The 24,094-nt window shown below is 64.2% G+C and carries 27 protein-coding genes and 1 tRNA gene; 9 read left to right on the plus strand and 19 right to left on the minus strand.

Translation table 11 applies throughout. The annotated features are described in order from the left end of the window. Window positions 1-250: 250 nt before the first annotated feature. From RAD04_RS16665 to RAD04_RS16680, 4 genes are all read left to right on the plus strand, one after another. Complete coding sequence (locus RAD04_RS16665) at window positions 251-832, plus strand: hypothetical protein (protein ID WP_461624633.1); 582 nt, start codon at window positions 251-253, stop codon at window positions 830-832. Between the two features lie 49 nt (window positions 833-881). After that, the gene (locus RAD04_RS16670) at window positions 882-1,598 is read left to right on the plus strand and encodes a hypothetical protein (protein ID WP_461624634.1); all 717 of its coding nucleotides are present in this window, start codon (window positions 882-884) and stop codon (window positions 1,596-1,598) included. A 129-nt stretch (window positions 1,599-1,727) separates the two neighbouring features. Beyond that, window positions 1,728-1,985, plus strand: coding sequence for a helix-turn-helix transcriptional regulator (locus RAD04_RS16675; RefSeq protein ID WP_461624635.1), 258 nt, complete (start codon window positions 1,728-1,730; stop codon window positions 1,983-1,985). After that, window positions 1,960-3,015 (plus strand): tyrosine-type recombinase/integrase, encoded by a 1,056-nt coding sequence (locus tag RAD04_RS16680; RefSeq protein WP_461624636.1) that lies wholly within the window; start codon window positions 1,960-1,962, stop codon window positions 3,013-3,015. Before RAD04_RS16675 ends, RAD04_RS16680 begins: the two co-directional genes overlap by 26 nt. Before the next feature lie 575 nt (window positions 3,016-3,590). Here RAD04_RS16680 and RAD04_RS16685 read toward each other — a convergent pair. The 7 genes from RAD04_RS16685 to RAD04_RS16715 form a co-directional block, all read right to left on the minus strand. Continuing rightward, window positions 3,591-3,668, minus strand: a tRNA-Pro gene (locus RAD04_RS16685). Between the two features lie 126 nt (window positions 3,669-3,794). Continuing rightward, window positions 3,795-4,379, minus strand: a complete 585-nt coding sequence (locus RAD04_RS16690) for a MerR family transcriptional regulator (RefSeq protein WP_461624637.1) — start codon at window positions 4,377-4,379, stop codon at window positions 3,795-3,797. Window positions 4,380-4,403: 24 nt separating this feature from the next. Continuing rightward, a complete protein-coding gene (locus RAD04_RS16695; RefSeq protein WP_461624736.1) occupies window positions 4,404-4,745 on the minus strand; it encodes an integration host factor subunit alpha in 342 nt (113 codons plus the stop codon). A gap of 133 nt (window positions 4,746-4,878) precedes the next feature. Then, complete coding sequence (locus tag RAD04_RS16700) at window positions 4,879-5,859, minus strand: beta-ketoacyl-ACP synthase III (RefSeq protein WP_018320056.1); 981 nt, start codon at window positions 5,857-5,859, stop codon at window positions 4,879-4,881. After that, a complete protein-coding gene (plsX, locus tag RAD04_RS16705; RefSeq protein WP_461620654.1) occupies window positions 5,856-6,917 on the minus strand; it encodes a phosphate acyltransferase PlsX in 1,062 nt (353 codons plus the stop codon). The genes RAD04_RS16700 and plsX overlap by 4 nt, the downstream gene beginning before the upstream one ends. Window positions 6,918-7,215: 298 nt before the next feature. Next, complete coding sequence (locus tag RAD04_RS16710; RefSeq protein WP_461624638.1) at window positions 7,216-7,785, minus strand: YceD family protein; 570 nt, start codon at window positions 7,783-7,785, stop codon at window positions 7,216-7,218. Then, complete coding sequence (locus tag RAD04_RS16715; protein WP_461624639.1) at window positions 7,782-8,345, minus strand: ubiquinol-cytochrome C chaperone family protein; 564 nt, start codon at window positions 8,343-8,345, stop codon at window positions 7,782-7,784. The genes RAD04_RS16710 and RAD04_RS16715 overlap by 4 nt, the downstream gene beginning before the upstream one ends. Window positions 8,346-8,443: 98 nt before the next feature. On the opposite strand from RAD04_RS16715, the gene RAD04_RS16720 reads away from it, so the two are divergent. Both RAD04_RS16720 and RAD04_RS16725 read left to right on the plus strand, forming a co-directional pair. After that, window positions 8,444-8,929 (plus strand): outer membrane protein assembly factor BamE, encoded by a 486-nt coding sequence (locus RAD04_RS16720; protein ID WP_177237153.1) that lies wholly within the window; start codon window positions 8,444-8,446, stop codon window positions 8,927-8,929. A gap of 218 nt (window positions 8,930-9,147) precedes the next feature. Beyond that, window positions 9,148-10,146, plus strand: a complete 999-nt coding sequence (locus tag RAD04_RS16725; RefSeq protein ID WP_018320051.1) for a Bug family tripartite tricarboxylate transporter substrate binding protein — start codon at window positions 9,148-9,150, stop codon at window positions 10,144-10,146. A gap of 177 nt (window positions 10,147-10,323) precedes the next feature. On the opposite strand, the gene RAD04_RS16730 is transcribed toward RAD04_RS16725, so the two are convergent. From RAD04_RS16730 to RAD04_RS16785, 12 genes are all read right to left on the minus strand, one after another. Then, on the minus strand, window positions 10,324-12,444 hold the full coding sequence (locus tag RAD04_RS16730; protein ID WP_461620649.1) for a sodium-translocating pyrophosphatase: 2,121 nt from the start codon (window positions 12,442-12,444) through the stop codon (window positions 10,324-10,326). A gap of 234 nt (window positions 12,445-12,678) precedes the next feature. Further along, entirely contained in the window at window positions 12,679-13,677 is a 999-nt protein-coding gene (gene thiL, locus RAD04_RS16735) for a thiamine-phosphate kinase (protein WP_461624640.1), read from the minus strand. A gap of 175 nt (window positions 13,678-13,852) precedes the next feature. Beyond that, window positions 13,853-14,350, minus strand: coding sequence for a transcription antitermination factor NusB (gene nusB, locus RAD04_RS16740; protein ID WP_461620647.1), 498 nt, complete (start codon window positions 14,348-14,350; stop codon window positions 13,853-13,855). Between the two features lie 4 nt (window positions 14,351-14,354). Next, on the minus strand, window positions 14,355-14,846 hold the full coding sequence (gene ribH, locus RAD04_RS16745; protein ID WP_028144410.1) for a 6,7-dimethyl-8-ribityllumazine synthase: 492 nt from the start codon (window positions 14,844-14,846) through the stop codon (window positions 14,355-14,357). Between the two features lie 155 nt (window positions 14,847-15,001). Then, on the minus strand, window positions 15,002-15,625 hold the full coding sequence (locus RAD04_RS16750; protein ID WP_461624641.1) for a riboflavin synthase: 624 nt from the start codon (window positions 15,623-15,625) through the stop codon (window positions 15,002-15,004). Next, entirely contained in the window at window positions 15,625-16,773 is a 1,149-nt protein-coding gene (gene ribD / locus RAD04_RS16755; RefSeq protein ID WP_461624642.1) for a bifunctional diaminohydroxyphosphoribosylaminopyrimidine deaminase/5-amino-6-(5-phosphoribosylamino)uracil reductase RibD, read from the minus strand. Before ribD ends, RAD04_RS16750 begins: the two co-directional genes overlap by 1 nt. Beyond that, window positions 16,770-17,252, minus strand: a complete 483-nt coding sequence (gene nrdR, locus RAD04_RS16760; RefSeq protein ID WP_011087793.1) for a transcriptional regulator NrdR — start codon at window positions 17,250-17,252, stop codon at window positions 16,770-16,772. Before nrdR ends, ribD begins: the two co-directional genes overlap by 4 nt. Window positions 17,253-17,267: 15 nt before the next feature. After that, on the minus strand, window positions 17,268-18,566 hold the full coding sequence (gene glyA / locus RAD04_RS16765; RefSeq protein ID WP_018320044.1) for a serine hydroxymethyltransferase: 1,299 nt from the start codon (window positions 18,564-18,566) through the stop codon (window positions 17,268-17,270). A gap of 257 nt (window positions 18,567-18,823) precedes the next feature. Continuing rightward, the gene (locus RAD04_RS16770) at window positions 18,824-19,045 is read right to left on the minus strand and encodes a hypothetical protein (RefSeq protein ID WP_018320042.1); all 222 of its coding nucleotides are present in this window, start codon (window positions 19,043-19,045) and stop codon (window positions 18,824-18,826) included. 55 nt (window positions 19,046-19,100) lie between these two features. Next, window positions 19,101-19,337 (minus strand): hypothetical protein, encoded by a 237-nt coding sequence (locus RAD04_RS16775; RefSeq protein ID WP_018320041.1) that lies wholly within the window; start codon window positions 19,335-19,337, stop codon window positions 19,101-19,103. Between the two features lie 199 nt (window positions 19,338-19,536). Beyond that, window positions 19,537-20,055 (minus strand): transcriptional regulator LdtR, encoded by a 519-nt coding sequence (gene ldtR / locus RAD04_RS16780; protein WP_018320040.1) that lies wholly within the window; start codon window positions 20,053-20,055, stop codon window positions 19,537-19,539. Window positions 20,056-20,578: 523 nt separating this feature from the next. Next, window positions 20,579-21,079, minus strand: a complete 501-nt coding sequence (locus RAD04_RS16785; RefSeq protein WP_018320039.1) for a DUF6163 family protein — start codon at window positions 21,077-21,079, stop codon at window positions 20,579-20,581. A 150-nt stretch (window positions 21,080-21,229) separates the two neighbouring features. On the opposite strand from RAD04_RS16785, the gene hemB reads away from it, so the two are divergent. From hemB to RAD04_RS16800, 3 genes are all read left to right on the plus strand, one after another. Further along, a complete protein-coding gene (hemB, locus tag RAD04_RS16790; protein ID WP_461624643.1) occupies window positions 21,230-22,291 on the plus strand; it encodes a porphobilinogen synthase in 1,062 nt (353 codons plus the stop codon). Between the two features lie 354 nt (window positions 22,292-22,645). Then, window positions 22,646-23,188: an RDD family protein gene (locus RAD04_RS16795; RefSeq protein WP_038950910.1), complete on the plus strand. Its 543-nt coding sequence runs from the start codon at window positions 22,646-22,648 to the stop codon at window positions 23,186-23,188. Between the two features lie 119 nt (window positions 23,189-23,307). Next, the gene (locus tag RAD04_RS16800; protein ID WP_018320036.1) at window positions 23,308-24,084 is read left to right on the plus strand and encodes an arginyltransferase; all 777 of its coding nucleotides are present in this window, start codon (window positions 23,308-23,310) and stop codon (window positions 24,082-24,084) included. Window positions 24,085-24,094: the final 10 nt, after the last annotated feature.

The following is a 24,094-nucleotide window of genomic DNA, read 5'->3' on the forward strand; positions in this document are numbered from 1 at the left end:
CCGAGATCGACGACCGCAATCCCTTCAGCGAGGGCAGCCGGCGCTGCCCGCGAATGGCGCGAGAACGAGATCAAGCTCGTGCTCGGCATGACTGGCGACATTTGGCCAGTAGATCTTCGTGCCGACCTCGTTACCGACGTGCTCCCGCACGCGGACAAAATGTCGCACTAAAGAATCTGCGATTGCCCACATCGTCCTGACTACAGGCTCTTCGCGAGCAGCACTCACAGTCGGAGCCGTTCGCTCCTCCATGTCGTCACCAGCCGGCGCACCCCGCCGGCTGGTTTCTTCTCAGGGGATCAATTCGACTGATTACATGGAGAGTGATGAGATGCCTACCGGAGTGCTTCCCGAGGTCACCATTGTTAATGCCGCAGAGCGCGTCGTCGCCATCGGTTTGAAAGTATGGGACCAAGAATGGAAAGTGATGATCGAAAGCGACGACGCCGAGCGCTTCGTCGAACGTGTCCGTGGCCTACGGAAGCGATCGACGGCGCGGCTGACCTATCTGGACACTCACAACGACGACGTGAAGGCTTATGTCGAGATCAAGCGTTCGAGCAGCGGTTATATCCTTTGCGTCGATCTCATCCGCGCTGAGATCGCAGGCGACGAGGTTGTTGCTGACAAAGCTCAGCGATCGATGCTTTTGTGTGACGCGGAGATGTTCGAGCTCCTCGCTGACCTCGAACTCGCCGGAGGAGTCACGGCGCCGGCCTCGACTGCCAGCACCGACTCAGAGACCACTAAGCCGTTGCGGACGGCGACTTCGTCGATCTGTCGGAGACGCTCAAACAAGCGGTGGAAATCTTCCGCAGCCGCTGACTTCTAGCCATTGCTCAAGATCGTCCCTCGCGCTTAGATTGCGCGGGGGATTTTTCATGCCTGATTATTCAAGCTCATTCACAAAATACCGCGCCTACAATATCACGCCAGACACCCTGGGGGCGATCGTCTCTCTGGTGACAAAATTCACCGAGAGGCCAGCAACTATTACCATCTATCTGGACGACGACCACGAGGTCAAAGACACCGACCTTAATGCGCTGATCAACGATACGTTCGTCAAGGCGCAGAGAATCCAACGCGTGAAAATCGATGGCAGGAACAGGTTGGGACCAGACTTAGTCCATTCCATATCAATCAGCTTTGATTCCGACCAGTTGTTGAGAGTAGTGCAGGTGACAATTGCCGGAGATCGCGATCGATCTATCGTGGCTCGTCGAGAGTTGGACACACTACTTCGAGGGGCCGAGTATTGGTATTCGGCCCTACTTCCGTCGAGATCATCCTTCCTTTTCTTCCAGCTATCGTTCTTCGTGCCGATTGTCATTATTGCGGCTCTGTCGGTCTATTTAACCTGGTTATTCGGCGGTGCCGTGACGGAAAGCTCGATAACTGGTTGGGTGCTTGTTCCGGCTGTCGTTCTTCTGGCGGGATATTTCGGCCTCAAGGACTACGTTTTTCCAAGGCTAACCTTTGACATTGGTCGTTCAGCGGATCGAATTAAGATGGCAAGTTACTGGCGGAATATTCTGCTCACGGGCGTCGTGATTGGGATCGTCATCAAGCTGGTGATTGATCGGCTGCTAAAGTGATCAACAGAAGCGTGTCTCAGCGCCTCTCGATCGGCGTCACGCGGTCCCGCAGCGATCACTCCAAAAAATCTGAGTGATCCCGAGCTCCAACGCTATATGCGAACCAGAAACCGAACTGGATCGCACACCTTGCCGACGCTCAGCAAACGCGGACTGACAAAACAGGAAGCGGCCGACTATTGCGGCTGCAACACGCTGTCCGCCTTTGATCGCTGGATTCAGAAGGGACTTATCCCCAAGGCATTGCCAGGGACCAGCCGCTGGGACCTCAAGGCCCTTGACGCCGCCCTAGACCGGGCATCGGGCCTTGTGACAGAATCAGCACCTGAACTGACCCCCTACCAGCGCTGGAAAGTCGAGAATGCGCGTAAAGCCGAAGCCGCTTAAGCTCAAGGGCATCAACCGCGTTCCGAAGCGGCAGGCAGACGGCACGGTCAGAATCTATTTCTATCACCGCGCCACCGGCATTCGCCTGGACCCCGACCGCCTGGCAGAAACTTACGCTGAGGCGGAGAAGCGCACCCGTCGCAAGAGCGAGAAGACGCTCACCGATCTCATTCGCCTGTTCGATACGTCCAGCACATTCGCCGCCCTGAGCGAAGAATCGCGCAAGCAGTATCCCTGGAAGCTCAAGCGCATTGAGCAGAGGTGGGGCACCGTCCCCGAGGACACGTTCAACAACGCCGACGACGCCGACGCATTCGCAGCGGACGCCCTCGCGTGGCACCAGGAGCTAGGCAAGACCTCGCGCCGATCGGCCGACAATCTCATGTCGGCGCTCTGCCGCGTGCTATCGTTTGCGAAAGAGCAGCGCCGCATCAAGCACCACCCTATCCCGACCTTCCACCGGCTCTACAAGAGCGACCGGGCCGACAAGACATGGTCGGAGGAGCTTCAGCAGCAGTTCATCAAGACGGCACGGCCCGCGATGGCGACGGCCATGATCCTGGTCCGAAATACCGCAATGCGCGCCAGCGACGTCCGCAAGTTTGCCTGGACGCGATACGACGGGCAGCGCGTCCAAATTCGATCCAGCAAGACCGGCAAGATGCTCTGGATTCCTGCGACGCGAGAGCTGAAAGCGCATCTGGACGCCCTGCCCCGCACCGGCGCGCTGGTTATGCTGACGCCGACCGGCAAGGCTTACACCAAGCGCTACTTCAATGATCACTGGCGCGAGGATGCCGACGCAGTCGGAGCCGGCGATCTGAACTTCCACGACAACCGGGGCACGGCCGCGACGTTGCTGGCGGAGGCCGGCGCCACGGCGCCAGAGATCGCCGAGGCGCTGACCTGGACCGTAGACAAGGCCCAGCGCGTCATTGACGCCTATCTGGCCCGGCGCGGCGTTCTAGCGGCCAACGCCTACGCTAAGCTTGAAGACTATCGAGATCGAAATAGAGAGGCCGCCCACTGAGGCGGCCTTACTTTTGCGTGTTCCGCTTATAAATACACGTGTCGAGAACAAATGCGGATCTATATATTATAGCAGTTGTTCTATTCCGGAGAACACGGGTCTCCACTTAGGCGGCCTTATTTCTCCGGATCGAATCTGGCTACCCGCACAGGCCCTTCCCAGAGCTCTACGGCGTGCCCATCGACAAGCTGCTTGGCTCTCTCCCTTGCTGTCGGCTCGTCCACCACCTCAAGGTCAATTCGGGATTCGATGTGTCCGTCTGACCCTATCAGGTAGGCTCGATATTCGCGCATGGTCCCGCTCCAAAACTCGCCTCGTTCCGAAGCCGAAAATGAAATTTAGAGCCGATCCAAAAACCCGTCAAAGTCAAATTAGGCCACTCCGTCTTTCAACTTAGGCCACTGAGGTCGGAAACAGGCCAGCGCCAGAAATTGGAGGCGAACAAAAGCGCACTTGCAGAGCGGCCGCCGAACAAAATTCAGAACGGCCGGCGAACGGAATTGCAAACTATTTGCAAACGGGCGGTAGGCTGCAAACCAACCGCCGCTGGACGCACTTGATTTTATTGAGAAAAATGGTCGGAGCGAGAGGATTTGAACCTCCGACCCCTAGTCTCCCAGACTAGTGCGCTAACCGGGCTGCGCCACGCTCCGAACGTCGTTCCATTAGCTAGGATCGCTGCTTTGCGCAAGGCGACGCGGCACCATTTTGGTGCCTCTCCGTCCATGGCTCGGAGCCCAAGCGGCCGGAACTGCCGGCAAAGCCGACTGAACCCGCCCCTAGCCGTCCTTCAGTGCCTGATCCAGCATCTCGCGGCAGGCGACGAGGTCGGCGAGGACGCGCCCTAACCGTTCCCGGTCCAGTGCACTGGGGCCGGCCGGGGCCGCGGTAGTCGTGCCGCCCTTGCGGAAGGTGGTGAGGATTTCCTCGTCGTCGACCTCGGTGAAGCGGAAGTCGATGCCTTCCTCCTCATCCCCCTGGTAGTCGTCATCGTCGGTGTCGGCGACGCCCTTGATCGGCGCCTCCTCGTCGTCGGGCTCCATCAGGCTGGCGCCGATGGCGTCCTCGATGGCGCCGAACGAGACCGCGGCGGCGCTGTCGGCGAGGCCCTGCACCGATTTGACGCCGTGTTCCTTCAGGATCCGCTGCACCCCGCGGATGGTGTAGCCCTCGCCGTAGAGCAGACGGCGGATGCCCTTGAGCAGGTCGACATCATCGGGGCGGTAATAGCGGCGGCCGCCGCTGCGCTTCATCGGCTTGATCTGGGAGAATCGGGTCTCCCAGAACCGCAGCACGTGCTGCGGAATGTCGAGCTCCTGCGCTACTTCGCTGATGGTTCGGAACGCATCCGGCGCCTTGTCCAAATGCCAGTCCTTTCCGAAAGGCGGTTACGCCTCTTGTGGAGCCTTGGTGGCGTCGCCGTTGGCGCGGTGCTGGCCGTTGATCCGCTGCTTCAGGATCGCCGACGGCTTGAACACCATGACGCGGCGCGGCGAGATCGGCACCTCGGTGCCGGTCTTCGGGTTGCGGCCGATACGCTGACCCTTTTTGCGGACCATGAAGGACCCGAACGAGGACAGTTTCACCGTCTCGCCCTTTTCCAGGCAGTCGGTGATCTCCTTCAGCACGAGTTCCACGAAGGCGGACGATTCCGTGCGCGACAGGCCCACCTTCTGGTAGACGGCTTCGCACAGATCAACACGCGTTACGGTTTTACTTTGATCGGTCATCGCCCTGCCCCACATCACGGCGAACAATTGTTGTCTGAAATTATGAGGTTACGATACGGCGGTCAACAGCGCTCATCAATGCAGACGCATCGATCTTGCGGCCAAATCCGGCAAAATTTTATCGACTGTTGCTCTACCAGCGCACGAGCGCGGAGCCCCAGGTGAAGCCGCCGCCCATGGCCTCCAGCAGGACCATGTCGCCCTTCTTGATGCGGCCGTCCTTGCGGGCCACCGACAGCGCCAGCGGAATCGAGGCCGCCGAGGTGTTGCCGTGACGGTCCACGGTCAGCACCACCTTCTCCGGCGCGATGTGGAGCTTGTGGGCGGAAGCGTCGATGATTCGCTTGTTGGCCTGGTGCGGCACGAACCAGTCGATGGTCTCGGCATTGAGCCCGGTGGCCTGGAAGGCATCGACGATGACGTCGGTGATCATCCCGACCGCATGCTTGAAGACCTCGCGGCCCTCCATGCGCAGATGGCCGACGGTCTGGGTCGAGGACGGCCCGCCATCGACGAACAGCTTTGCCTTGTGGCGGCCGTCGGAACGCAGATGCGTGGTGACGATGCCGCGGTCGGTCGCGGCCTTGCCCGGCTGCTCCTGCGCCTCCAGCACCACCGCGCCGGCGCCGTCACCGAACAGCACGCAGGTGCCGCGGTCGTTCCAGTCGAGGATGCGCGAGAAGGTCTCCGCGCCGATCACCAGCGCGCGCTTGAAGGCGCCGGTGCGGAGGAAATTGTCGGCGGTGGCGAGCGCGAACACGAAGCCGGAGCATACCGCCTGGAGGTCGAAGGCCGCGCCGTGGGTGATGCCGAGCCCATGCTGCACGGCGACCGCCGTCGCCGGGAAGGTATTGTCCGGTGTCGAGGTCGCGAGCACGATCAGGTCGATCGACTGCGCGTCCATGCCGGCGTCGGTCAGCGCAGCCTGCGCCGCCTTGATCGCCAGATGCGAGGTGAACTCGCCCTCGGCGGCGATGTGCCGCTCGCGAATGCCGGTGCGCTGCACGATCCACTCATCGGACGTATCAATGCGCGCCGCCAGCTGGGCGTTGGTCACCACCTGCTCCGGCAAATAAGAGCCGCAGCCCAGCACGACCGAACGAATCTGAGTCACGAAACAGCCTCCTGCGCGGCCTGCACGGAATTGAGTGCACCACCTTCGCGGTTGAGCATCTGATTGATCTTGTTCAGGAGATCGAATTTGACCATCTCATAGCCAACATCGATCGCTGAGGCAAAGCCTTCGGCGCTGATTCCGCCGTGGCTCTTGACCACTAATCCGTTCAAACCCAGGAACACGCCGCCATTGGACTTGTTCGGGTCCATCTTATTGCGCAACGCCTGAAAGGCGTCGCGCGCGAAGAGGTAGCCGAGCTTGGACATCCAGCTCCGCTGCATCCCTTCACGCAACAGTTCCGCCATCTGCCGCGCGGTTCCCTCGGCAGCCTTGAGCGCGATATTGCCGCTGTAACCTTCGGTCACGATGACGTCGGCGTGCCCCTTGCCGATGCCGTCGCCCTCGACGAAACCGATATAGTCGAGTTCCGGCAGGTTCCTGGCGCGCAGGATTTCCCCGGCTTCGCGGATCTCCTCGTGCCCCTTGATCTCCTCGACCCCGATATTGAGCAGCCCGACCGTGGGGCGCTTCTTGTCGAACAGCACGCTTGCCATCGCCGCGCCCATCACCGCGAGCGACACCAGATGGTGCGCGTCGCCGCCGATGGTGGCGCCGAGGTCGAGCACGACGGATTCGCCGCGCTTGGTCGGCCATACCCCGGTGATTGCCGGACGGTCGATCCCCGGCAGCGTGCGCAGATGGAAGCGCGACATCGCCATCAGCGCGCCGGTATTGCCGGCCGAGACCGCGACATCCGCCTCGCCCTTCTTCACGGCATCGATGGCAAGCCACATCGAGGAGGTCTTGCGGCCGCGCCGCAGCGCCTGGCTCGGCTTGTCCGAGCCGCTGACGGCCACGTCGGTGTGGATGATCTTCGAAGCGGCCTTGAGGGCCGGATGCTTCTCGAGCTCGGGCTCGATCCTGGCGCGGTCCCCGACCAGCAGGAACTCGGTCCCGCGATGCCTCTGAAGCGAGATGGCGGCGCCGGGAATGACCACGGCGGCGCCGGCGTCGCCCCCCATGGCGTCCAGCGCGATGCGAACCTTGCTTGGCATAAAAGTCCTGGAAACCTGGTCTGGTGCGGTCTTGGGTCAGCGGGACCGCAAAATGAGTTCGCCACGGACATGGCGGCCGGCCAAGCGCCACGCCGCACCCGGGTCGGGGCGCGACAATAGCGTTTTGTTACCCCGAAACAACCTCTTGCCCCCAGCCTTTTGCTTCCAGGGCGATCCGGCTGCCAAACCGCAAATTTACAGGAAACATATCGAAATCAAATAGATAAATCAGCCTTTCAAACCATCCGCGCAAGCACCTCGCGTCCCGTAGCAAAGCGGTGCTCCCGGCAATGCCCAGCTATTTGCCCTTCTTGTTGTCCTGGAGCGCCTTCAGGGCAGCGAATGGATGGTCCTCCGGGTCGGGGGCGGTGACCTCCGCCTCGAACACGACCCCCTCCTTGCGCGGATAGGGATCGATCGCCAGGAACAGGGCGTCGGTGGCGAGCCGGCCGAGATCGATGATGCCCCCCACGATCGGTTCGGGCGGGTCGGCGACCTCCGACGGCTCCTTGTCGTCCTGCCCCTCCGCGATCAGGTCGGCGAGGCGGCGCGCCTCGGCCTCGGGGGCGAACACCAGGTCCACCTCCTCCTCGATCTCGCTTTCGATCGGATCGAGCGTGACCACGCAGGTCTGGCCGATTCGGGCCCGGACGCTGCCGGTCACCTGGACCCGACCGCCGCTCCGGGGCACCACGTCGAAGTCGGCCTTGGCCGACAGGACTTCGCGAAGGCCCGCAAGCTCGGCCATCGCCTGCCGCTCGGCGGCCGAGGCCTCGAGCTTGCGGTGCAGGCCGGTGTCGGGGATCTGCGCGACGATGACGGGGGCCCGCCAGGGATCGGGCTCGGATCCGGTATTGGGTCGGCTCATGGCGTGTCGCCCTCGGAAAGCGCTGGAGGAAACCTGAAGGAGGCGCGCAGCAGCGCTGCCTCGTCTGTTCGGCCGAGATCGGCCTCGGTGGCCCGGGCATAGGCCGCGAGCCGCTTCGCCTGGTCCAGGTCGGTCCCGTTCAAGATATTCTTGCAGATCGCCTCTGCCAGGGCCTCGCCGCCGGCCTCGATGGCCTGGTCATAGGCCTGGGCGCGGCCGTAAAACGCCTCCCCGAACGCCCGCATCCGCTTCGGCACGGTCTGGTCGCCGATCCCCATCTCGCGCAGATTGTCGTCCATGTCCTCGCAGAAGCGGTCGAACAGCGCCTGCGACAGCTCCGAGGCTCCTGCGATGGCGCCCTGGACCGTGCGCAGGCGCCGCAGCAGCAGCCACAGATGCAGCAGCAACAGGTCGAAACGCCCGTTAACCGTATCGGGCACGCCCAAGTCGCGGTAAAATATGGGTTCTCGCGCCTGCGTCACGATCATGCCATAGATGGCTTCAATGGTGCCCGACGGGGTTAGCCGGGGTTTCCTGAAGTGATTGAACGGCCAAAACATTGTGGTTTCCGCAAGCGGGCGCGCGCGAGTTGCATTAAGACGCCCAGCCCGGTACTTCAGCGCCTCGCGCGACGCAAGGGGACGGAATCAGTTCCGCTATGACGACAACGAACCAGATCAGCCTGCGCGCAGGTACGCGGCGCGGCCTTCACGCACGCTGGCGTGGCCTGCGCATGCTCGCCGCCGTCGCCCTGGTCGGCGCCGCGCTCACCGGCTGCACCGGCGAGCAATTCCAGAAGGGTTACATCCTGCCGCCCGGCGCGCTGGAGCAGATTCCGATTGGCGCGAGCCAGGACCAAGTGCTGATCGTGATGGGCACGCCCTCCACGGTGGCGACCCTCGATGGCGAAGTGTTCTACTACATCTCGCAGCGCTCGGAGCGCATGGTCGCCTTCATGAACCAGAAGGTGGTCGATCAGCGCGTCATCGCGATCTATTTCGACAAGAACCGGCGCGTGCGGCGCCTCGCGAATTACGGCCTGCAGGACGGCAAGATCTTCGACTTCATCAGCCGCACCACGCCGACGTCGGGCCAGGAGATGAGCTACCTCACGCCGCTGTTCAAGCTGCTCAGCTTTAACTAAGTCCCCGGAGCGTTTTCGGGCGAAGCCGGTGACCGGCTCGCATCAGGAAAACGCTTCAGGACAAGCATCCAAACGCCTTCCAATTCCACCGGAAGGTATATGGCCCTCGCCTGCGGCGTCGTGCCGCTCTCCGCGCGGCGCTGACCGCCGCGCGCGACTTGCCGCCGCACCTGCGGTTTCCTACGCTCCCTGCAAAGAAAGAAGCAGGGAGTGGATTCGTGCCTAAGACTTTGTCCCGACGTCGCGTGCTCACCGGAGTGGCCGGCCTTTCGGCCGCAGCGATCCTGCCGCGATCGAGCCTTGCCGACTGGAAGCCGACCGAAAACGTCCGCCTCGTCGTGCCGGCTGCGGCCGGCGGCTCGACCGACGTGTTGGGCCGGCTTCTGGCTGCGCATCTGCAAACCGCCTGGGGCCAGTCGGCCGTCGTGGAAAACCGCTCGGGCGGCGGCGGCACCATCGGCACCGCCGAGGTGGTTCGTGCCAAGCCTGACGGCCACACCATCCTGGTCGGCAATCCTGGTCCGAACGCGATCGCCTACAGCATCTTCAAGAATCTGACCTACAAGCCGGACCAGCTCCAGCCGGTATCCAACATGATCCGGATCCCGAACATCGTGTCGGCGCATCCGAAGACCGGCATCAAGTCGATCGCCGAGCTGATCGCCTATCTCAAGGCCAATCCGGACAAGCTCAGCTACGCCTCCTCCGGCGTCGGCCAGAGCCCTCACCTCACCGGCGCCTGGTTCCTCCAGCTCACCGGCCTCAAGATGACGCACATCCCGTTCCGCGGCGCCGGACCCGCGCTCCAGGCGGCGCTGGCGGGCGACATCCAGATCCTGTTCGACAATCTCTATCCGAGCCTGCCGCAGGTGCAGAACGGCACGCTCAACGGCCTCTGCGTCACCACCACCGAGCGCAGCGACCTCGCGAAAGACCTGCCGACCATGCGCGAGAGCGCACCGGAGCTGGCGAACTTCGACGTCTCGTCCTGGTTCTCGGTCTTCCTGCCGAAGGGCGTCTCGCCCGAGGTGCTGAGCGCGCTCAATCTCCAGGTCAAGGCGATGCTGGAGCGCGACGACATCAAGAAGCAGATCGCCGCCATGGGCGCCCGCGCCGATTACGGCACGCCGGAGCAGTTCGCCGCCTTCGTGGATGCCGAGACGAAGAAGTTCGCCGGCATCATCCAGAAGGAAGGGCTGCAGATGGACGTGCAGTAGGTCTCACCTTCGTGATTGCGAGCGTAGCGAACGTAGGGCGGACTAGCGAAGCGTAATCCGCCGCCTTCTTTGCCGCCCCGATGTTGGCGGATTACGCTTCGCTAATCCGCCCTACGCGGAAAACAAAAACCCCGCGGCTCGCACCGCGGGGTTTTGTCTTGTCTCGTCTCCCGCCGCTCAGTGCGCGAGGATCGCCAGCAGCAGCAGGGCCACGATGTTGGTGATCTTGATCATCGGGTTCACCGCGGGACCCGCCGTGTCCTTGTAGGGGTCGCCGACGGTATCGCCGGTCACCGCCGACTTGTGGGCATCAGAGCCCTTGCCGCCGAAATGACCGTCCTCGATGTACTTCTTGGCGTTGTCCCAGGCGCCGCCGCCCGAGGTCATGGAGATCGCGACGAACAGGCCCGTCACGATGACGCCGAGCAGCATGGCACCGACGGCGGAGAACGCCGCCGACTTGCCGGCCACGCCGCCGCCCGCGATCGCGTAGATCAGGAAGTAGACGACGATCGGCGACAGCACCGGGAGCAGCGAGGGGATGATCATCTCCTTGATCGCCGCCCGGGTCAGCAGGTCGACCGCCTTACCGTAATCCGGCTTGTCGGTGCCCTGCATGATGCCCGGCTTCTCGCGGAACTGACGCCGGACCTCCTCAACGATCGCGCCGGCCGCACGGCCGACCGCGGTCATGCCCATCGCGCCGAACAGGTACGGCAGCAGGCCGCCGAACAGCAGGCCCACCACCACATACGGGTTGTTGAGCGAGAAGTCCGGATTGACGCCGGCGAAGTAAGGATGACGCGCGGAGTCTGCAACGAAGAACTTGAGGTCCTGGTTGTAGGCCGCAAACAGCACGAGGGCACCGAGACCGGCGGAGCCGATCGCGTAGCCCTTGGTGACCGCCTTGGTGGTGTTGCCGACCGCATCGAGCGCGTCGGTCGACTTGCGCACCTCCTTCGGCAGGCCCGCCATCTCGGCAATGCCGCCGGCATTGTCGGTGACGGGGCCGAACGCGTCGAGCGCGACGACCATGCCGGCCAGCGCCAGCATGGTGGCGGTCGCGATCGCGATGCCGAACAGGCCGGCGAGGCTATAGGTGACCAGGATGCCGGCGATGATCACGATCGCCGGGAGCGCGGTCGCTTCCATCGAGACGGCGAGCCCCTGGATCACGTTGGTGCCGTGACCGGTCACCGAGGCCTGGGCAATCGACTTCACCGGCCGATAGTCGGTGCCGGTGTAGTATTCGGTGATCCAGATGATCAGCGCGGTGACGATGAGGCCGACCACGCCGCATTGGAACAGCGCCATGCCGGTATAGTCGACGCCATCGAGCTTGCCGAAGCCGATCAGGCTGTAGATCACGCCGGCGATGCCGATCAGCGACAGGACGCCGGTTGCGATCAGGCCCTTGTAGAGCGCGCCCATGATCGACTGGCTCGGCCCGAGCTTGACGAAGAAGGTGCCGATGATCGAGGTGATGATGCAGATGCCGCCGATCGCAAGCGGCAGCGTCATCATGTTGGCGAGGATCGGCGTCTTGGCGAAGAAGATCGCAGCGAGCACCATGGTGGCGACCGCGGTCACCGCATAGGTCTCGAACAAGTCGGCGGCCATGCCGGCGCAGTCGCCGACATTGTCGCCGACGTTGTCGGCGATGGTGGCCGGGTTGCGCGGATCGTCCTCGGGAATGCCGGCCTCGACCTTGCCGACGAGGTCGCCGCCGACGTCCGCACCCTTGGTGAAGATGCCGCCGCCGAGACGGGCGAAGATCGAGATCAGCGAGGCGCCGAAGCCGAGTGCCACCATGGCATCGATGACAGTACGGCTGTCGGGCGCAAGCTTCAGGGAATGCACCAGGAAGCCGAAATAGAGCGTCACCCCGAGCAATGCGAGACCTGCCACCAGCATGCCGGTGATCGCGCCTGCCTTGAAGGCGAGCTCGAGGCCGCCGGCGAGCGACGTCGTCGCGGCTTGCGCGGTGCGCACATTGGCGCGGACCGAGACATTCATGCCGATGAAGCCGGCTGCCCCCGACAGGACGGCGCCGATCAGAAAGCCGATGGCGACGTAGATTCCGAGGAAATAGACAAGCAAGAGGAAGATGACCACGCCGACGATGCCGATCGTGGTGTACTGGCGCCGCAGATACGCCTGTGCACCCTCAGCGACCGCTCCCGCGATCTCCTGCATGCGCGGCGACCCCGCATCCGCGCTTAACACCGAAGACGTCGCCCAAATCGCGTAGACGACGGAAAGCACTCCGCAGAGCACTATCAACCATAATGCTGTCATGTGATTTTTGCCTCAGATCCTTGATGTACCCCCGGCGCCTTTTGTTGTCCGTCGAGCGGTGCGGCGCCTTGATTTCGAACAAAGCCGCCCCTTGCCCAAAAGGGGCGGCCTTAGTCGGTAGCAAGCTTGCCAAAATCAAATTGAGGGTGCAACGCCGGATAAGGCCGAAAACGCCGATCTCGGCAGGTATTTAGGCCAAGTGCAGCGAACTAAGATGCCGGTTTGGAGCAATTCCTAGAAGTGGCTGTAGGACAGCCGCCTCAAGACCAATTCCTGGCCCTGCCCGTCCAGGAAACGCGGCCCCTGCTTGCCCGCGACGATCGTGCCGATCGCGGTGACGGCAAGGCCGGCCGCCCGCCCCGCGGCCATCAGCGCATCGCCCTGCGCCGGCGGGACGGTGCACAGCACCTCGTAATCGTCGCCGCCCGCAAGCAGCGTCTCGACGCAAGCGACGTTGCGGGCAACCAGGCTTGCTGCCGCGGCCGAGAACGGCACGCTCGTTACGTCGACCGTGGCGGAGACCCCGGATGCGGCGCAGAGTTTGGTCAGGTCGCCGGCGAGCCCGTCGGAGACGTCCATCGCTGCGGTCGCATGATCGCGCACGGCCCATGCCAACCGGTTGCGCGGCTGCGGCACGCGATAGCGTGAGATCAGGGCTTCCCTTGCAGCGGGATCGGTCGTGAGCGCAGCCGCAGCGGCGCCGCCTGTGAGCACGTCGAGGCCGAGCGCAGCGTCGCCGATCGTGCCGGTCACCAGGATGCGATCACCCGGCCTCGCGCCGGTACGGCCGACCATCCGCCCCTGCGGCACGCGGCCAAAGGCGGTGATCGAAATCATCTGCGGGCCCGGCGTCGAGACCGTGTCACCACCGAGCAGCGGACAAGCGAATTCCTTTGCGTCTTCGCCCAGCGCGTCCGCAAAGGGCCGGAGCCAGGCATCCTCCTTGCTCCGAAGCGCCAGAGTCAGCACGAATCCCGCCGGCGTCGCGCCCTTGGCGGCGAGATCGGACAGGTTCACCCGCAGCGCCTTGCGCGCGATGGTGTCAGGGGGATCGGTGGCAAGATAGTGCACGCCTTCGACGACGGCGTCGGTGGTGACGACGATGTCGTCGCCGGATGACGACAGCACCGCAGCGTCATCGACCAGACCGAACGCACCGGGATCGGTCGCCAGCGGCTTGAAATAGCGCGCGATGAGGGAGTCTTCGGGGGAGGGGTTTTGCGGAGTGGTCATCGATGCAAGCGCCCCCCCCCGCTGTCATCGCCCGGCATGACCGGGCGATCCAGTATTCCAGAGACGATCGTGTGACATCGACAGGCCGCGGCGTACTGGATCACCCGCCTTCGCGGGTGATGACAGCGGAGTATGGGGCAGCCGTCTCGCATGAATTCACCGCCCTCGCCGGAAATTACCCCCGCCCGAACTCGTCGCCGCGAAACTGGCGGCCGATCTGGTCGAGCACGGCGTTGACCATGCCGGTCTCCTCGCGGTCGACGAAGGCGTTGGCGACATCGACATATTCGGAGACGACGACGCGGCCCGGCACGTCCTTGCGGTGCTCCAGCTCATAGGCCCCTGCCCGCAGCACCGCGCGCAGGATCGCTTCGATCCGCTTCAAGGGCCAGCCCTTCGACAGCGCCTCGTCGATCAGGGGATCGAGCTTCTTCTGGTCGCGCACGACGCCCGAGACGACGTCGCGGAAGAAGGCCGCTTCGGCCGGCAGATACGTGTCGCCCTCGACCTCGTTGCCGAGCCAATGGCTCTCGAACTCGGCGAAGATGTCGTTGATGCCGGCGCCGGCGATATCCATCTGGTACAGCGCCTGCACCGCCGCGAGCCGCGCCGCGCCGCGCCGGTTTGCCTTCTTCTCGTTTGGCCCTGCCGGCTTCTTGGTGGGGTCAGCCATGGCTTCAGGCCCGTGCCATGCGGCGTTTGATGCGCAGCATCGCAAGCGCCGCACGCGCGGCATCGCCGCCCTTGTTGAGCTCGCTGGCCCGCGCACGTGCCCAGGCCTGCGCCTCATTGTTGACGGTGAGAATGCCGTTGCCGAGCGGCAGCTTTCGCGCCACGGCAAGATCCATCAGCGCGCGCGAGGATTCCTGCGACACGATCTCGAAATGGATGGTGTCGCCGCGGATCACGCAGCCGAGCGCGATCACCGCGTCATAGGGCTTGCCGTTCGCCGCCGCCGCGTCGATGGCGATGGCGACTGCCGCAGGGATCTCAAGCGCGCCGGGAACCGTGATGACGTCATGCGTCAGGCCGGCCGCCTTCAATTCAGTCACCGCGCCGTCCAAAAGCGCGTCCTGGAGATCGTCATAGAACCGCGCCTCGACAATCAGCGCGCGTGCGCCGGAAATGTCGGTCTGGTCCTTCAGGGGTGCGCGCCGCGCGTCTGCCATCGTCTCAATCCGTTTACTGGGGTCGGCGCGTTATGTAGTCGCCGCAGGCACGTAAGCCAAGTTCAAAGACTGTTATTCCGGGGCGCGGAGCGAACCCGGCATCTCGAGATTCCGGGTTCGGCTCTTCGAGCCGCCCCGGAATGACGGCTCTGCCGTCACTTCATTTCCGTCAGCCGCGCCGCGTAGCGGGCCATCAGGTCGACCTCGATATTGACCTCGTCCCCCGCCTTCCAGCCGCCGATCGTCGTGACCGAGAGCGTGTGCGGGATGATCAGCACCGAAAAGGTCGTGTCCTTCACCGTATTGACCGTCAGTGAGACGCCATCGAGCGTGATCGAGCCCTTGGTGGCGATGAACCGCGCCAGCTCCCGCGTGGTCGAGAGCTCGAACCGCGCCATGTCGGGCAGATCCTCGCGGCTGACGAGGGTCGCGATACCGTCGGCGTGGCCAGCGACGATATGCCCGCCGAGCTCGTCGCCGATCTTGAGCGCGCGCTCGAGGTTGAGCCTGGTCCCAACCTTCCAATGCTTGGCCGTCGTGAGTGCCAGCGTCTCCGCCGCAGCATCGACGTCATACCAGGTCCCTTGCTGAGAGTCCTTGCCGCCTGCGACGCCGGAAGCAACCACAGTCAGGCAGACGCCGTTGCTGGCGATCGACGCACCGTCGGCGATGGTGGTCTGATCGTAGCGGCAGGCGATGCGCAGCCGGTGCAGCTGGCCCTGTGCCACGGGCGTGAAGCTGACGATCTCGCCGATATCGGTGACAATGCCGGTGAACATTACGCGCGCTCGTAGATGGTGAGAGTATCCTTGTCGAATGTTTCGCTAGCATGAACCTTGTAGGCCCGCGACTGCGTGATTTTCGACAGGGGCAATGCATCGAGCGCATCGACGCCGCCACTGCCCACCGCTTCCGCGCCGCGGAACAGCCAGATCTCGTCGACGAGGTCGGCGGCGACGAACGAAGCCGCAACGCGGCTGCCGCCCTCGACCATCAGGCGGGTGATGCCCTTCCCGGCCAGCGCACGCAGTGCGGCCGGCAAATCGAGCCCGGAGGCGCTTGCCGGCGGGATGCGGATCACTTGCGCGCCGGTCGCGCCGAGACGTGTTGCTGCCGCGGCTTCCGCAAGGTCGGAGCCCATCACCCAGAGCGGCGTCTCGCGCGCGGAGCCTATGAGCTTGCTCGCCCCGGGAATGCGCAGGCTCTGATCGAGCACCACGCGCACCGGCGAGCGCGCCGCCATGCCCGGCAGGCGGCAGGTGAGAAGCGGATCGTCCGCCAGCACCGTGCCGATGCCGACCAGGATGGCATCGCTCTGCGCCCGCAGGAGATGCACGCGATTGCGCGCCGCCTCCCCCGTGATCGCGACCGGCTTGCCGCCGGCGGCGCCGATCTTGCCGTCGGGCGAGACCGCGAGCTTCAGGATCACATGCGGGCGCTTGTCCCGGATGCGGCGGAAATGCCCGGCATGGTCGAATGCGGCTTCCGCCGCGCACAGGCCCACGTCCACATTGATGCCGGCCGCGCGCAGCCGCGCATGGCCCTGGCCTGCGACCTCAGGATTGGGATCCTCGATCGCCGCCACCACCCGCTTGATGCCGGCGGCGATCACCGCGTCGGCGCAAGGCGGCGACTTGCCGAAATGCGAGCACGGCTCCAGCGTGACATAGAGCGTGGCCCCCCGCGCCGCCTCGCCGGCCCGGCGCAAAGCCTCGGGCTCGCCGTGCGGCCGTCCGCCCGGCTGTGTCCAGCCGCGGCCGACGATCACGCCGTCTTTCACGATGACGGCGCCCACGGCCGGGTTCGGCCAGGTGCGTCCCTGCCCACGGCGTCCGAGCGCCAGCGCAAGCTGCATGAAACGAAGATCGGCGTCCTTGGCCTCGCGGGCCTTCTGCGCGAACTGATCCTCCAGGATACGGAAGATCATTTGCGGATCGCGGCGAGCCGCGCTTCCTCCTCACCGGAGAGCTCGCCGAGCACATCGGCGAAATCCTTGGCCTCGCGGAAATTGCGGTAGACCGAGGCGAAGCGCACATAGGCGACGTCGTCGAGGGTGCGCAGATGCTCCATCACGGTCTCGCCGATCACCTCGGAGGAGATCTCGGCCTCGCCTCCGGTCTCGAGCTCGCGGACGATGGTGGAGACCATCTTCTCCACCCGCTCCGGCTCGACCTGCCGCTTGCGCAAAGAGATCTGCACCGAGCGCATCAGCTTGTCGCGGTCGAACGGCACCCGGCGACCGTTGCGCTTGATCACGGTGAGCTCGCGCAGCTGCACGCGCTCGAAGGTGGTGAAGCGGAAATTGCAGGCGACGCACACGCGCCGCCTGCGGATCACGGAAGAGTCCTCGGTCGGACGCGAGTCCTTTACCTGCGTGTCGAGACTATTGCAGTTAGGGCAGCGCATCCTCGTGGCCCAGCCTTACTGATAGATCGGGAACCGATCGGTGAGCGCCTTGACGCGTTCCTTGATCGCGGCCTCGACCAGCGGCGCCTTGCCGTCGTCCGACTGCGCGATCGCGTTGAGGACCTCGGCGATCATGCCGCCGACCTGCTGGAATTCGGCGACGCCGAAGCCGCGCGTGGTCGCCGCCGGCGTGCCCAGACGAATACCGGAGGTCACAAACGGCGACTCGGGGTCGAACGGAATGCCGTTCTTGTTGCAAGTGATGGCGGCGCGAACCAGCGCCTTCTCCGAGGCGTTGCCCTTCAGGCCCTTCGGCCTGAGGTCGACCAGCATCAGATGGTTGTCGGTGCCGCCGGAGACGATGTCGAAGCCGTGGCTCTTCATCGCCTCGGCCAGCGCCTTGGCGTTCTCGACGACGTTCTTGGCGTAGACCTTGAAGTCCGGACGCAGCGCCTCGCCGAAGGCGACCGCCTTGGCCGCGATCACGTGCATCAGGGGGCCGCCCTGCAGCCCCGGGAAGATCGCCGAGTTGAACTTCTTGGTCAGCGTCTCGTCATTCCACAGCATCAGGCCGCCGCGCGGACCGCGCAGCGATTTGTGCGTCGTCGTCGTGGTGATGTGAGCATGCGGCACGGGCGAGGCATGCACGCCGCCGGCGACGAGGCCCGCGAAGTGCGCCATGTCGACCAGCAGGTACGCGCCGACGCTGTCCGCGATCTCACGGAAGCGCTTGAAGTCCCAGGCGCGCGAATAGGCCGAGCCGCCGGCGACGATCAGCTTCGGCTTGACCTGTTCGGCCTGCTTGGCAACCGCATCCATGTCGATGATCTGGTCCTCGCGGCGCACGGTGTAGTGCGCGGCCTTGAACCACTTGCCGCTCATGTTGACGGGCGAGCCGTGGGTGAGATGGCCGCCCGCAGCAAGGTCGAGACCCATGAAGGTGTCGCCGGGCTGCAGCAGCGCCAGGAACACCGCCTGGTTCATCTGGCTGCCGGAGTTCGGCTGCACGTTGGCGAATTTGGCACCGAACAGCTTCTTGGCGCGGTCGATCGCGAGGTTCTCGGCGACGTCGACCCACTCACAACCGCCATAGTAGCGCGCGCCCGGATAGCCTTCCGCGTATTTGTTGGTCATCACCGAACCCTGCGCTTCCAGCACGGCCCGGCTGACGATGTTCTCGGAGGCGATCAGCTCGACCTCATGGCGCTGCCGGCCGAGCTCGCCCTTGATGGCGGCGGCGATTTCCGGGTCGGCCTGCTCGAGCGGAGCGGTGAAAAACGAATCGGGCGCGGAGGCGGTTTTGGGTGCGGTCATCTTGCGAATATCTCCACCGCCGCAGCCTTTTGGCGGGCTACGGGCGGTCTGGTGTGGCGATCGGAAGCGGCGTGCGCGATCTACCACATCGCCCGCAACAGGCCAAGCATTTGCGGGTCGGGCCTGATATTTATGCAAGATATGGTGGAGGGTGGCGGTTTTCGGCACTTGGGGCCGGCTCTGGGGAGCCGCCCGTCCACCCCTCCCGAATGGGGCCGCTTTGGGCCCTAACTCCTTATCCAGCCGCCGGCTGTCTGTCACAGCCCGGTATACCCCGCCTTCACCGGGTCCACGCTGCCGTCGAGCTGGCGCAGATAGGTCAGGCCGCAGACCGTCAACCGGTGGGTGTCCTTCTCGCCGGCTTCCATCAGGATGTTGAGATAGTTCGTGACCTTCTCCCTCGCCTCCTCGCTGGCCGCGGCGGTGCGGTTGGCGAGCAGGTCATAGGTCTGCATGATGCGGTCGATGGCGGCTTCCATGGCACCCTCTGGTTCGTGCGATATTCTGGGTTCGTCGGTATTTTGGGACTGTTGATCAGGCAACCGCGCGGGCCTCGGCCTGCGCCTGGAACCGGGCGATCGCCGTGTTGGCGAGCCGGATCTTGTTGAACTCCCCGTTCTGGAGCAGCTTGATGATGATCCCGAGCAGGCGTTCGTCGGTGACGAGCGTATCGGGAATCGCGCCGGAACGGCGAAGGTAGTTCGCGGCGATGGCGTAGGCCTCGCTCACGAGTTCCACGTTCATCGCCTGCAGCCCGCGCTCGACCAGCATCGACATTTCTCCGATCCGAAGGAGATAAGCGCCAAGCCCGGAACAGGTTCCTCGGGTCGCAAAATTTTCTTCGCAGATGCAAAATGCAAAACGCACCGGTCCGGGGGCAACTCCGGGCCGGCGCGCTGGGGAAGTTGAGGCACGTTCGGGCGGCTTGCCGGTCTTGTTGCGGGCCGGCTTGGCCTTATCCCTTGGAAACTCAGAGCCGATACAGGATCTGGTCGGTCCAGAACCGCTCGAGGCGGTGCAGCGACTTGTTGAGGGTCGAGAACTCCTCGCCCGAGATGCCGCCGACCTGCTCCACCGTCTTGACGTGCTTCTGGTAGAGCGCATCGACGATGCGGCGGACTTCCTGGCCCTGCGGGGTCAGGCGAATGCGCACCGAGCGGCGATCGACGCGCGAGCGCTGATGATCGAGGAAGCCGAGCTCGACGAGCTTCTTCAGATTGTAGGAGACGTTGGAGCCGAGATAGTAGCCGCGCGTGCGCAGCTCGCCCGCGGTCAGCTCCTTGTCGCCGATGTTGTAGAGCAGGAGAGCCTGCACCGAGTTGATGTCCGCGCGGCCGCGGCGATCGAATTCGTCCTTGATCACGTCGAGGAGCCGGCGATGCAGCCGCTCCACCAGAGTCAAAGCTTCCAGATAGAGCGACTGCACCGAACCCTGCTGGCCGGAGACGCGCTCTGCGGTATCTGCCGCAGTTGCGACGGCTTTCATCATGACACTTCCCCTGTTGTCGTTTTTATCGACACTTATTCGACGAAACTTGTGTCCCGTCTGATAGGTGCAACTTAAGGGGCTCGTTTGAAGATCGGCTTAAATAAGAGAATAAAGAGATCATGAATTTAAGACAGTGAATTGCGGATTAAGCCTGTGCCACAAGCACTTTTCGCAACGCTCTGTTGACCTTCGCAAGGTCCTGTTCACCCTCCGTCCGCCGCAACTGTCGCATTCCAGAACAGCCCCGCTCCGTTTCGAAACGGGCGCGTAACGGCTGTGGCGGAACCGGCTGGTCAACGAAAACTTACCGCAAATTTTAGGCAACCAACGGTCAACCAATCCGGCACAACTCCGCTAACGCCACTCTCGTGTCCCGGACAAGCGAAGCGCAGATCCGGGACCCAGAGGGCCACAAACGAGATCGCAGAGATATGGGCCCCGGCTCTGCAACGCATCACGCCGCAAGCGCGGCGCGGTGCATTGCGTCCGGGGCACGAGATTGTGCGTTGTGATCGTCTGATCTCTACGGCGGCCGCTCGCGCGCGGCCATCCAGGCGAGCGCGAGATAGGCGGCGAGCATGAAGGCTTCGACGCCGACGACGATCAGGCTGCCGCCGTAGATTCCCGGGAACATCAGCTCGATCACCGCCATCGACACCACGGTGGTGAGCCACACCACGGCGCCCCACGGCGTTGCCAGCCACAGGCCGACCGCGGCGACGAGCTCGATCACCGCGAAGTAGACGGTCGCGGCCTGCCAGGCCATCGACTGGTTCTCGAATGCCTCGTCCTCGCCGCCGACGAAGCCCGTCACCTGCGCCCAGTGATAGAGACCCTTCAGGATCGAAAGCAGCGCCATCACCCGCAGGAACAGCACGAGGCGGCGCGTCCAGACATTGTCGTCGGACTCCGAGCGCTCCGACGAGATCGCGGCCACCGACATCGCGCTGTCTCTGGCGCTGTCTCTGACGGCGTCCCTGGGGCTGCCGTCACGGGCCGCATCGCGGGTGGAAATCTCGGACATGGCCCCCTTCTGGCTGCTTCGGCCCGCAAAATCAATCGGCGCCCAAGCTCGACTGCCAAGTCGGCTCAATTCTGCCTTGCGGCAGGTCAAGCCGCGGTGACGGGAACCATGCGAGCTGGTATAAGAATAATTCCAGCCGGAGGAAGAGTGATGGCGATTAAATACGGACGTCCGATCGAATTGCGCGAGGTTTCGCGCCGCGAGGGAGCGGCGGTGCCCCATGCCCTCGATCTGACCGTCCGCCCGCGCCGCAACCGCAAGGCCGAATGGGCCCGGCGGATGGTGCGCGAGAACGTCCTCACCACCGACGATCTGATCTGGCCGCTGTTTCTGATCGACGGCCACAACAAGCGCGAGCAGGTCACCTCGATGCCCGGCGTCGAGCGCCTCAGCGTCGACCAGGCCGTGCGCGAGGCCGAGCGCGCCATGAAGCTCACCATCCCCTGCCTCGCGCTGTTTCCCTACACCGAGCCGTCCTTGCGCGACGAGGAAGGCTCTGAAGCGACCAATCCGAACAATTTGGTCTGCCAGGCGGTGCGCGCGATCAAGAAGGAGTTTCCGGAGATCGGCATCCTCTGCGACGTCGCGCTCGACCCCTTCACCAGCCACGGCCATGACGGCCTGATCTCGGATGGCAGGATTCTCAACGACGAGACGGTCGCCGTGCTGGTGCGTCAGGCGCTGGTGCAGGCCGAAGCCGGCTGCGACATCATCGCGCCCTCCGACATGATGGACGGCCGCGTCGCCGCGATCCGCGAGGGGCTGGACCGCACCGGCCTGCTCGACGTGCAGATCATGGCCTACGCCGCGAAATACGCTTCCGCCTTCTACGGCCCGTTCCGCGACGCCATCGGTTCGGCCAAGACGCTGACCGGCGACAAGCGTACCTATCAGATGGACAGCGCCAACACCGACGAGGCGCTACGCGAGGTCGAGCTCGACATCGCTGAGGGCGCCGACATGGTGATGGTGAAACCCGGCATGCCTTATCTCGACGTCGTTCGCCGCGTGAAGGACACCTTTGCGATGCCGACCTTCGCCTACCAGGTCTCGGGCGAATACGCGATGATCGCGGCCGCCGCGAACAACGGCTGGCTCGACGGCGAGCGCGCCATGATGGAGAGCCTGCTCGCCTTCAAGCGCGCCGGCGCCGATGGCGTGCTGAGCTATTTTGCGCCGAAGGCGGCGGAGAAGTTGCGCGCGCAGGGGTAAGCTCGCACCCAATCCTCGCTGTCGTCCCTGCCTAGTGCGCAATTGCGCACGGGGCGCAGGGACCCATACCGCGTGATCCATCCGTGATTGCGCGGTGTACGTACCGGCGAAGGATACACTGCAAGTCTTCGCCAAACTCCTCCCTGTGGTAATGGGTCCCTGCGCCCGTGCGCAATTGCGCACTAGGCAGGGACGACATGGGAGTTTGGGGCGCGGGCTATGCCTCTCCTCCCGCCCCCGAATCGCCGGAATATTTCGGCTTGTTAACGTCCCTGCGCCCTTGGCACGGGGATGGCCTGTTCCCATGTCCTGCCTTGAGGGTTTTCCTTCTGTTTCCCTCTGGGAGGACGGATCATGTCGTATGACTCGGGCAATTCGGGCGCCTGGCGCAATGACGGCGGAGCGCAGCCGCACGCCTACGACCCCTATCTGCACCCGGAGCTGTTCCGCGGCGTTGCGACGCGGCGCGTGTTCGCCTTCCTGATCGACATGGTCGTGATCTCGGTGCCTGTGATCCTCGGCTACATCTTCATCGCATTGTTCGGCGTGGTCACGCTCGGCATCGGCTGGGCGCTGTTCTGGCTGGCCTGGCCGGCCTCCGTGATCTGGGCCATCGTCTATTACGGCGCCTGCATTGGTGGCCCCTCCTCCGCGACGATCGGCATGCGGGTGATGGATCTGGAGCTGCGCACCTGGTACGGCGCGCCCGGCTATTTCGTGCTCGGCGCCACCCATGCCGTGCTGTTCTGGGTGTCAGTCTCGTTCCTGACGCCCTTCGTGGTGCTGCTCGGCCTGTTCAACGGCCGCCGGCGCCTGCTGCAGGATTTCGTGCTGGGAACGGTCGTGATCAACAATTCCGTCCGCGCTCCGGTGCCGCAGGCCGCAAGGACCTGGTGATCAAGAACCTATCAACCTGGATCCTCTAAGCTGACTGATCTGACCTGCCGAGCTGACCAATTGACCGGGGGCTTCCGTAGCGCGATGCTGATACTCACTTCGGAGGCCCACGACGTCCCTTGACCCAGCACTCGCGCGATACCCCCCAATTTTACCTTACGGCGCCGTCCCCCTGCCCGTATCTGCCGGGTCGGCATGAGCGCAAGGTGTTCACGCACCTCGTGGGGGAGCGCGCAGGTGACCTCAACGACCTCCTGACCCATGGCGGCTTCCGCCGCAGCCAGTCGATCGCCTACCGGCCGGCCTGCGACCAATGCCGCGCCTGCGTCTCGGTCCGGGTCATCGCCAACGAGTTCCGCCCCTCCCGCAACTTCCGCAAGGTGATGGCGCGCAACGCCGACATCATCGGCGAGCAGCGCAGCGCGGTGCCCACCTCCGAGCAATATTCGGTGTTCCGCGCCTATCTCGACGCCCGCCACCGCCATGGCGGCATGGCCGACATGACCGTGCTCGACTACGCCATGATGGTCGAGGACAGCCATGTCGAGACCCGCATCATCGAATACCGCAAGCGCGGCCCCGATAGCGGCATCACCGGCCGCGGCGAGGAGCTGATTGCGGTCGCACTCACCGACGTGCTCAGCGACGGCCTGTCGATGGTCTATTCGTTCTTCGAGCCGGGCCAGGTCAGCCGCTCGATGGGCACCTTCATGATCCTCGACCACATCGCCCGCGCCCGCCGGCAGGGCTTGCCTTACGTCTATCTCGGCTACTGGATCGAGGGCTCGAAGAAGATGGACTACAAGGCCCGCTTCCTGCCGCAGCAGCGCCTCGCGCCCTCGGGCTGGCTGCGCATCGACGCACAGGGCGACGCGGCATCCGAGCCGCAGGATTGAGGTCCGACTT

The organism is Bradyrhizobium sp. 25ACV (assembly GCF_054863005.1).

What these genes read in the sequence shown, in the direction of transcription:
- RAD04_RS16665 (WP_461624633.1), top strand. Translation starts at nt 251, where the DNA reads ATGTCGTCACCAGCCGGCGCACCCCGCCGGCTGGTTTCTTCTCAGGGG.
- RAD04_RS16670 (WP_461624634.1), top strand. Translation starts at nt 882, where the DNA reads ATGCCTGATTATTCAAGCTCATTCACAAAATACCGCGCCTACAATATC.
- RAD04_RS16680 (WP_461624636.1), top strand. Translation starts at nt 1,960, where the DNA reads ATGCGCGTAAAGCCGAAGCCGCTTAAGCTCAAGGGCATCAACCGCGTT.
- RAD04_RS16695 (WP_461624736.1), bottom strand. Translation starts at nt 4,745, where the DNA reads ATGACCGATCAAAGTAAAACCGTAACGCGTGTTGATCTGTGCGAAGCC.
- plsX (WP_461620654.1), bottom strand. Translation starts at nt 6,917, where the DNA reads ATGCCAAGCAAGGTTCGCATCGCGCTGGACGCCATGGGGGGCGACGCC.
- RAD04_RS16710 (WP_461624638.1), bottom strand. Translation starts at nt 7,785, where the DNA reads ATGAGCCGACCCAATACCGGATCCGAGCCCGATCCCTGGCGGGCCCCC.
- RAD04_RS16715 (WP_461624639.1), bottom strand. Translation starts at nt 8,345, where the DNA reads ATGTTTTGGCCGTTCAATCACTTCAGGAAACCCCGGCTAACCCCGTCG.
- RAD04_RS16720 (WP_177237153.1), top strand. Translation starts at nt 8,444, where the DNA reads ATGACGACAACGAACCAGATCAGCCTGCGCGCAGGTACGCGGCGCGGC.
- RAD04_RS16730 (WP_461620649.1), bottom strand. Translation starts at nt 12,444, where the DNA reads ATGACAGCATTATGGTTGATAGTGCTCTGCGGAGTGCTTTCCGTCGTC.
- thiL (WP_461624640.1), bottom strand. Translation starts at nt 13,677, where the DNA reads ATGACCACTCCGCAAAACCCCTCCCCCGAAGACTCCCTCATCGCGCGC.
- nusB (WP_461620647.1), bottom strand. Translation starts at nt 14,350, where the DNA reads ATGGCTGACCCCACCAAGAAGCCGGCAGGGCCAAACGAGAAGAAGGCA.
- ribH (WP_028144410.1), bottom strand. Translation starts at nt 14,846, where the DNA reads ATGGCAGACGCGCGGCGCGCACCCCTGAAGGACCAGACCGACATTTCC.
- RAD04_RS16750 (WP_461624641.1), bottom strand. Translation starts at nt 15,625, where the DNA reads ATGTTCACCGGCATTGTCACCGATATCGGCGAGATCGTCAGCTTCACG.
- ribD (WP_461624642.1), bottom strand. Translation starts at nt 16,773, where the DNA reads ATGATCTTCCGTATCCTGGAGGATCAGTTCGCGCAGAAGGCCCGCGAG.
- nrdR (WP_011087793.1), bottom strand. Translation starts at nt 17,252, where the DNA reads ATGCGCTGCCCTAACTGCAATAGTCTCGACACGCAGGTAAAGGACTCG.
- glyA (WP_018320044.1), bottom strand. Translation starts at nt 18,566, where the DNA reads ATGACCGCACCCAAAACCGCCTCCGCGCCCGATTCGTTTTTCACCGCT.
- RAD04_RS16770 (WP_018320042.1), bottom strand. Translation starts at nt 19,045, where the DNA reads ATGGAAGCCGCCATCGACCGCATCATGCAGACCTATGACCTGCTCGCC.
- RAD04_RS16775 (WP_018320041.1), bottom strand. Translation starts at nt 19,337, where the DNA reads ATGCTGGTCGAGCGCGGGCTGCAGGCGATGAACGTGGAACTCGTGAGC.
- ldtR (WP_018320040.1), bottom strand. Translation starts at nt 20,055, where the DNA reads ATGATGAAAGCCGTCGCAACTGCGGCAGATACCGCAGAGCGCGTCTCC.
- RAD04_RS16785 (WP_018320039.1), bottom strand. Translation starts at nt 21,079, where the DNA reads ATGTCCGAGATTTCCACCCGCGATGCGGCCCGTGACGGCAGCCCCAGG.
- hemB (WP_461624643.1), top strand. Translation starts at nt 21,230, where the DNA reads ATGGCGATTAAATACGGACGTCCGATCGAATTGCGCGAGGTTTCGCGC.
- RAD04_RS16795 (WP_038950910.1), top strand. Translation starts at nt 22,646, where the DNA reads ATGTCGTATGACTCGGGCAATTCGGGCGCCTGGCGCAATGACGGCGGA.